Annotated in this window: 4 protein-coding genes and 1 pseudogene; all 5 read right to left on the bottom strand. The window is 62.1% G+C overall.

The genetic code is table 11. From position 1 onward, the window contains the following. Positions 1-197: 197 nt before the first annotated feature. A complete protein-coding gene (locus VAE54_RS00300) occupies positions 198-1,142 on the bottom strand; it encodes a glycosyltransferase family 2 protein (protein ID WP_322799928.1) in 945 nt (314 codons plus the stop codon). A gap of 13 nt (positions 1,143-1,155) precedes the next feature. Next, entirely contained in the window at positions 1,156-2,502 is a 1,347-nt protein-coding gene (locus tag VAE54_RS00305) for a glycosyltransferase family 4 protein (protein ID WP_322799929.1), read from the bottom strand. Between the two features lie 3 nt (positions 2,503-2,505). Then, positions 2,506-4,005 carry a glycoside hydrolase family 26 protein gene (locus VAE54_RS00310; RefSeq protein ID WP_322799930.1) on the bottom strand — a complete coding sequence of 500 codons (1,500 nt, stop codon included), beginning with the start codon at positions 4,003-4,005 and terminating at the stop codon, positions 2,506-2,508. An 18-nt stretch (positions 4,006-4,023) separates the two neighbouring features. Continuing rightward, on the bottom strand, positions 4,024-5,007 hold the full coding sequence (locus VAE54_RS00315) for a glycosyltransferase family 2 protein (protein ID WP_322799931.1): 984 nt from the start codon (positions 5,005-5,007) through the stop codon (positions 4,024-4,026). Continuing rightward, a pseudogene (locus VAE54_RS00320) lies at positions 5,004-5,713 on the bottom strand (hypothetical protein); the annotation flags it as partial. The pseudogene VAE54_RS00320 and the gene VAE54_RS00315, both read right to left, overlap by 4 nt.

The raw sequence follows: 5,713 nt of genomic DNA on the forward strand, positions 1-5,713 counted from the left end.
CGGAGAAATTGCGCAGCCTTGGACATGGGCGGAACCACCCGTTCATCGTAATGCTGGGCGGCTCCAAAGACCAGCCGGACCTCCGGGTGATGCCGTAGAACTCGCTCCATGGCTTCGCCCATCCCCAGGTGTGAGACTGCGGTTTTGAGCGTTAAAAAATTATACGGGGAGGGGGGAAGGATGTCAAATCACCCAGTTCAGGCCGGGAACGGGGACCATCGCCGTGGGACTTCCCATGGGGGCACCAGCGGGGAGAGCACCCGAGGGGATCCGGGGCGTCGCTCCGCGAGGAAGGGACGGATCCCCCGGAGGCCCGCCCGTCGTCCCTCCAGAGCCCAGCGATCCCTATGGCGCAGCAGGGCATATCCGAGTGCCAGGAGATCATATAGAAAGATGAGCGGCAGATCCTCTGCGGGAGCGTTCTTGACCGCCAGCCACACCTTATTGCGCCCCAGCAGGAAACGGTGCAAGGGAGCGCCCTCCCCCAGGCTGGCGCTGGTGAGATGGTGGACCCGTGCTCGGGGAACGTATATGCACCGCCAGCCGGCGATCTGCGCTCGCCAGGCCAAATCCACATCCTCCAGGTAGGCGAAGAAGCGCCCATCAAATCCTTTCAGCGCCTCCAGCATAGCGCGCCGGTAAAGGGCCGCCCCCGCGGAGGCCCCGAAGACCTCCGCCGGGGCCTGTGCTTGCGCCACCGGATGCCCGCGCAGGCGATCCCAGGCGATGGCCGCCCGGTCGATGGCGATCCCCGCGCTCTGAACGATATCTGGCCGGTGGGCGAACACCATGAGACTGGCACAGGATCCGATCTCAGGACCCGCTTCCATGGCCTCCAGAAGGGATTCCAGCCACTCCGGCTCCGGGAAGGCGTCGTCATTCAGCACGGCCACATAGGGAGCCCGAGTCATCCAGATCCCCTGGTTCACCGCTGCCGCAAAGCCCAGGTTGATCGGGTTCCGATGGAAGCGCAATGGAAGCTCCGGCGGGGAAGAGAGCTCCAGAGACGGGCCGCCGTTTTGAATGAGCACGACCTCCAACGGACGACAGGTCTGGCGGGAGAGCGCCTCTAAACAGCGCGGAAGCCACGCTGCCCCCCGCCATGTGGGGATCACCACGCTGACCGGAGCGAACGCCCGCATTCGAGCGGCGATCCTAACCTAAGAGAAGTTCCTGATAAATCCGTTCCAGCGCCTGAACGTGCGCCTCGACGGAGAGGAGAGACACCGGGCCAGGCAGGTCCAGAGACCGCAGGCGTTCAGGGTTTCGCACCACACGCTCCAGGATCCGCAAGAGGGCTTCCTCGTCCCCCGGCGGGAATGTATAGCCGTTGACGCCGTCCATCACCACCTCCGCCAGCGCCCCAACCCGGGACGCGACCACCGGGACGCTGTGGGCGAGAGCTTCCCGGGCGACCCGGGAGAACGTCTCCGGGCTGAGGGAGGGGATCACCAGGAGATCCAGCTGCGCATAAACCCGGGGTCGATCCTCGGGGGGGAAGGGGCCGTGTATATGCACCCGGGGATCCTGTCGAATCTCCGCCTGGAGGGAGCGCGCGTAAGGATGAGCGGGATCGAAGGGTCCGAAAAGATGCAACGAAACATGATCGCCGGGGAGACGGCGAAAGGCCTTCAGGAGCAGGTGGACGCCCTTTTGGGGCTGGAACCATCCGATATATCCGATGCGCAGGCCTATATCCGCCGGGGGCTTTCGCTCCGCGATGGAATCTCCCTCCGGGAGGGCAATGCCCAGCGGAAGCACCTGAATTTCTGCCTCCCTCCAGCCATTTTGCATGAACGCCTCACGCACGAAAGCACTCGGGGCCAACAAAAGCCGACACCCATGACAGGCAGCCTGAAACGCGCGGTGGCGCAACTGGAAGCTTTCCTCCCCCTCGGAAGGCCATGGCAAAAAGGGCGCGCCTCCTCGACGACGCGCCCACCAACGGCGGATCGACGGAGGCACCCATAGGCTTAGGCGACGAAGCCAGGTCAGGAGGCCGCTCCCCTCTCCGGAACCGAAGACGCAACGCACGCAATCCCCACCCCGGAAAGGTCCTGGGCAGACCCGGCCCCAGCGGTCCATCAAGTGCACCCGATGGCACAGGGGCCAGAAATCATGCAGGCTCATCAGGGTCGGATAACCCATCCGGCCCGCGATTTCCGGCAGGCGAGCAGATAGCGCGATCAGATGTTGAAAATGGACGAGATCCGGGCGGACCTCCAAAAGGATTTCCCGGAACAAAATTTCGATCCGATCATCCTCGTATAAGTGTGAGAAGCGTGTGGCGTTTTTGAAGTCGTTGACCACTCGGAGAACCGGAATACCATGAACTTCATCCCGGAGGAGCGTATAGTCCGGTCGGCTGAAATCGCTTTCCCGACAGAAGACCCATACGTCATGGCCGCGCCGCTGCATTGCCAGCGCCACCTCATACGTGTAAACCTCCACACCTCCCAGGGCGGTGGGCGGGAATCCGTTCGCCACGTAAAGCAGCCGCACGGCCTACCTCCGCACCATCGGGATCCAGATCGAATAAACGCGATCCACCACCTCGATGGTGAAGGGGAGCGTTCGTGAGAGCCCGGGCCCCTGGATCCGCACGCTCCCGGTATAGAGCCCCGAGGGGGTGTTTGCCGTTTGGATGCGCAACGATGAAGCCGCCCATGGTGGGTTCCAGAGCTCCCCCTGCAGGGTCCCGGAGATCCCAGGAGACAGCATGGGGGTGAGGGTGAGGGGAACGGTGTATCCGATGCCCGTGATCGAGACCACCGCCCTGCCTGTAGGGGGGAGGAGGAGAAAGTTCGGCGCGAGCGTGAAGGGATCGCCTCCGCAGAACCGGCCGGGGGGCGTGGCAGCGGACAGGGCTGGCAAGGTGGTCGTGTAAACAGGATCCCCTATTGCGTCCCGATACGCGGAAGTCCAGGCTCCGCTCGAAGGCGGCAACGGCTGGACCGACCCATCCTGGGCTGTGCTGGTGGTCACCCGGAAATCCGCGCTGTTCGGATCGGCATAGGCGTAATCGTTGAACCACTGGATGACGCGCAGGAAAGGATAGGAGGGCGCCCGGCTGTAAGCATCCCGGATCCATGCTGCCTTGGAAAACGTCACGCCATCTCCCTCCACCGAGCCGATCTCGGCGATGATCTGAGGCTTTGGATAGGAGCAGGCCAGATCCTTCAGGACCGCGTCATAGAGCTCAGGGAACGTGCGCCAGATCCCCGGAGGGCGGGTCGTATACCAGTTGTATCCGCTTAAGCCGATCCAATCCACCACATCATCGCCGGGGTAATAAGCGTGCAGATCGTTCCATGAATCGGGGGGATTGCTGGCATAATTCGGGCTCCACACCCACTCCACGTTGGAAACCCCCTCTTCCTCGAAGATCCGGTGGACATGTCGCCAGACGGCCACATAGAGCGAGGGGTCCGCGCCGATATGCCCGACCCACCATGGGGAATCCGAGATGTTCATTTCATGAGCGAAACGGATCAAAAACCGCTCCGGCCGCGCTTTCAAAGCCTGAGCGAAACCCCGAATGTAGGGATCGCATTTCCCGTTCAAAATATCTGGAAGGGGGATGGCCCCCAAGTAATCCTGCGCACATCCGGTTGCCTGCCGGCCGTGAAGAGGCTGCCACGTGAGCATCACGGCAGGCCGCGCGGAGACGGGAAGGGTGTTGCTGATCGTGTTCAAGAGATAGGGGTCAAAGTAACGCTCTAACCCGGAGGCGTTCGGATTGCCCTGCCAGTCCATGAAATACATCACCACCGCAGGGCGTTTGCCCACCAGGTTGCTGAAATTCAGGATCTCCTGGCCATAGTTCAGCGTAGGCCGGAGATGGATCGCATGGGCCAGGCCCAGGACCTGGGCCGGGCCGGAAGGAGGGAGAGTGGACCCGTCGAGGCCGAGTCCTTCCCAAGCCCACCCGGCTCTCCAGGTGTAAATGGAAATCCCCAAGAGCCCCAAAACCCCCATGCGCGGGAGCACCGACCGGATGCCCATGCAGAACCCCCTTGCGAATCAAATGCGGCGGACACGTTCCTGTCGGGACAGATAACGCCCCCACTTGGGTCGACGGGGAAGCCCACGGATCCCACAGTAAGTGCCGAGCCCGACGGCCAGATGCCAAGCGGGGCTGTAAAGCATCCAGAAAAGACGACGCTGAAGGGGTTGCTCGCGGAAGTGCGGATGACGCCAGATGAACCGCCAATCTTCCCAACTCTCCCGGATCGCCCCTCGCAACACCGCCTGGAGGCCAAAGCCCCGGTATGCGGGCGGGTCGAAACGCTCCCGGAAAGCCGCCGCATAGTCCGCGTTCTCCCGGAAGAGCTCCAATAACCCATAATCGTGGGAATGAAAAACCCGGGACCGAGGCTCAAACACAAGGGCGTAGCCAGCGAGGAGGACGCGCTCCGCCCAATCCGCATCCTCCCCAAAGGGGAGAGGGCGGAAGGGGATCTGCGCCCACACCGAGCGCCGGATGGCCGAACTGGTATTGGAGAAGTAAATATAAAAGAACCGATTGGCCTCGAAATCGGCCCGGGAAGCCGGCATTCGCTTCACCAAGCGTTCCGTCCCTCCCGTCTGCCATCGGGTGAGCAGCTGGCGCACCAGCGAGGGGCACGCGCTCGGTCGGGGCAGATGGCGGCTGAACACACCCGCCACCTGCTTGTCCTCCTGCATCGGTTGGATCAAGGCATTCAACCACTCCTCATCGGCCGGGGTTGCATCCTGAGATAGATAAACCAGATAGCACGTATCCGGATGAGCCAGCCGGGCTCCCAGATTACGAGTCTCCCCGTGATTGAACTCATGGGGGGGGATCTCGACCAAGCGCACCGGGTATCGATTCAGGATCTCCTTGGAACGATCACGGGATCCGGAATCGATTGCCAGCACCTCGAAGGGCAACGCCACGCGCTGGGCAAAGATCCCCTCCATGACCTCCTCGAGGTAACGCTCACCGTTCTTGGTCAGCAAAATGATCGTGATTCGCTCCTTCATAAGAAGGCGCGCCCCCAGATCCGATAGATCCGGTTCAGCATTCGAACGATCCGACCCCGTCGGACAGCCTCCAGATGCGCCCGCAAGGCTGCATACTCTGAGCGCAAGCGATCGTTCTCTACGCGAAGCCCGATCCAATGCAACGCCCTTCGTCGGGCATGGGGCGCATCCGGAGCCATGTGGGGCTCTCGAAGGAAGGCCTCAATCGGTCGAACCACAACAGACCACCGCAGACGATCGCGCAGAGGCATGGTCTGTCGAGCCAGCTGCTCACGAGAAGGCGGATTGTCCAGCCAGCTTAACAATGCATCCGCAACCGCGCAGGGGTCACGGGGAGGAACCACACGGGCCAACCCATGGGTCTTCATCAAATCCGCCAGCTCATCCCCAGCGCTCAGCACACACGGTAGAGAGGCCCAAAGGTAATCCAGCGAACGAGCCCGCACCGCATAACGGCTTTCCAGCGGATGATCATGGAGGCTGATCCCTACGTCCGCCTCCAGCAAATAAGGCCCTCGCCGATCATAAGGAATCCAATCCAAGAAAAACACATATCGGCCCAGCCAACCTTTTTCCTGACACCACCGGAGAAATTGCGCAGCCTTGGACATGGGCGGAACCACCCGTTCATCGTAATGCTGGGCGGCTCCAAAGACCAGCCGGACCTCCGGGTGATGCCGTAGAACTCGCTCCATGGCTTCGCCCA

It is taken from the genome of Thermoflexus sp., assembly GCF_034432235.1.
Classification (GTDB): Bacteria; Chloroflexota; Anaerolineae; order Thermoflexales; family Thermoflexaceae; genus Thermoflexus.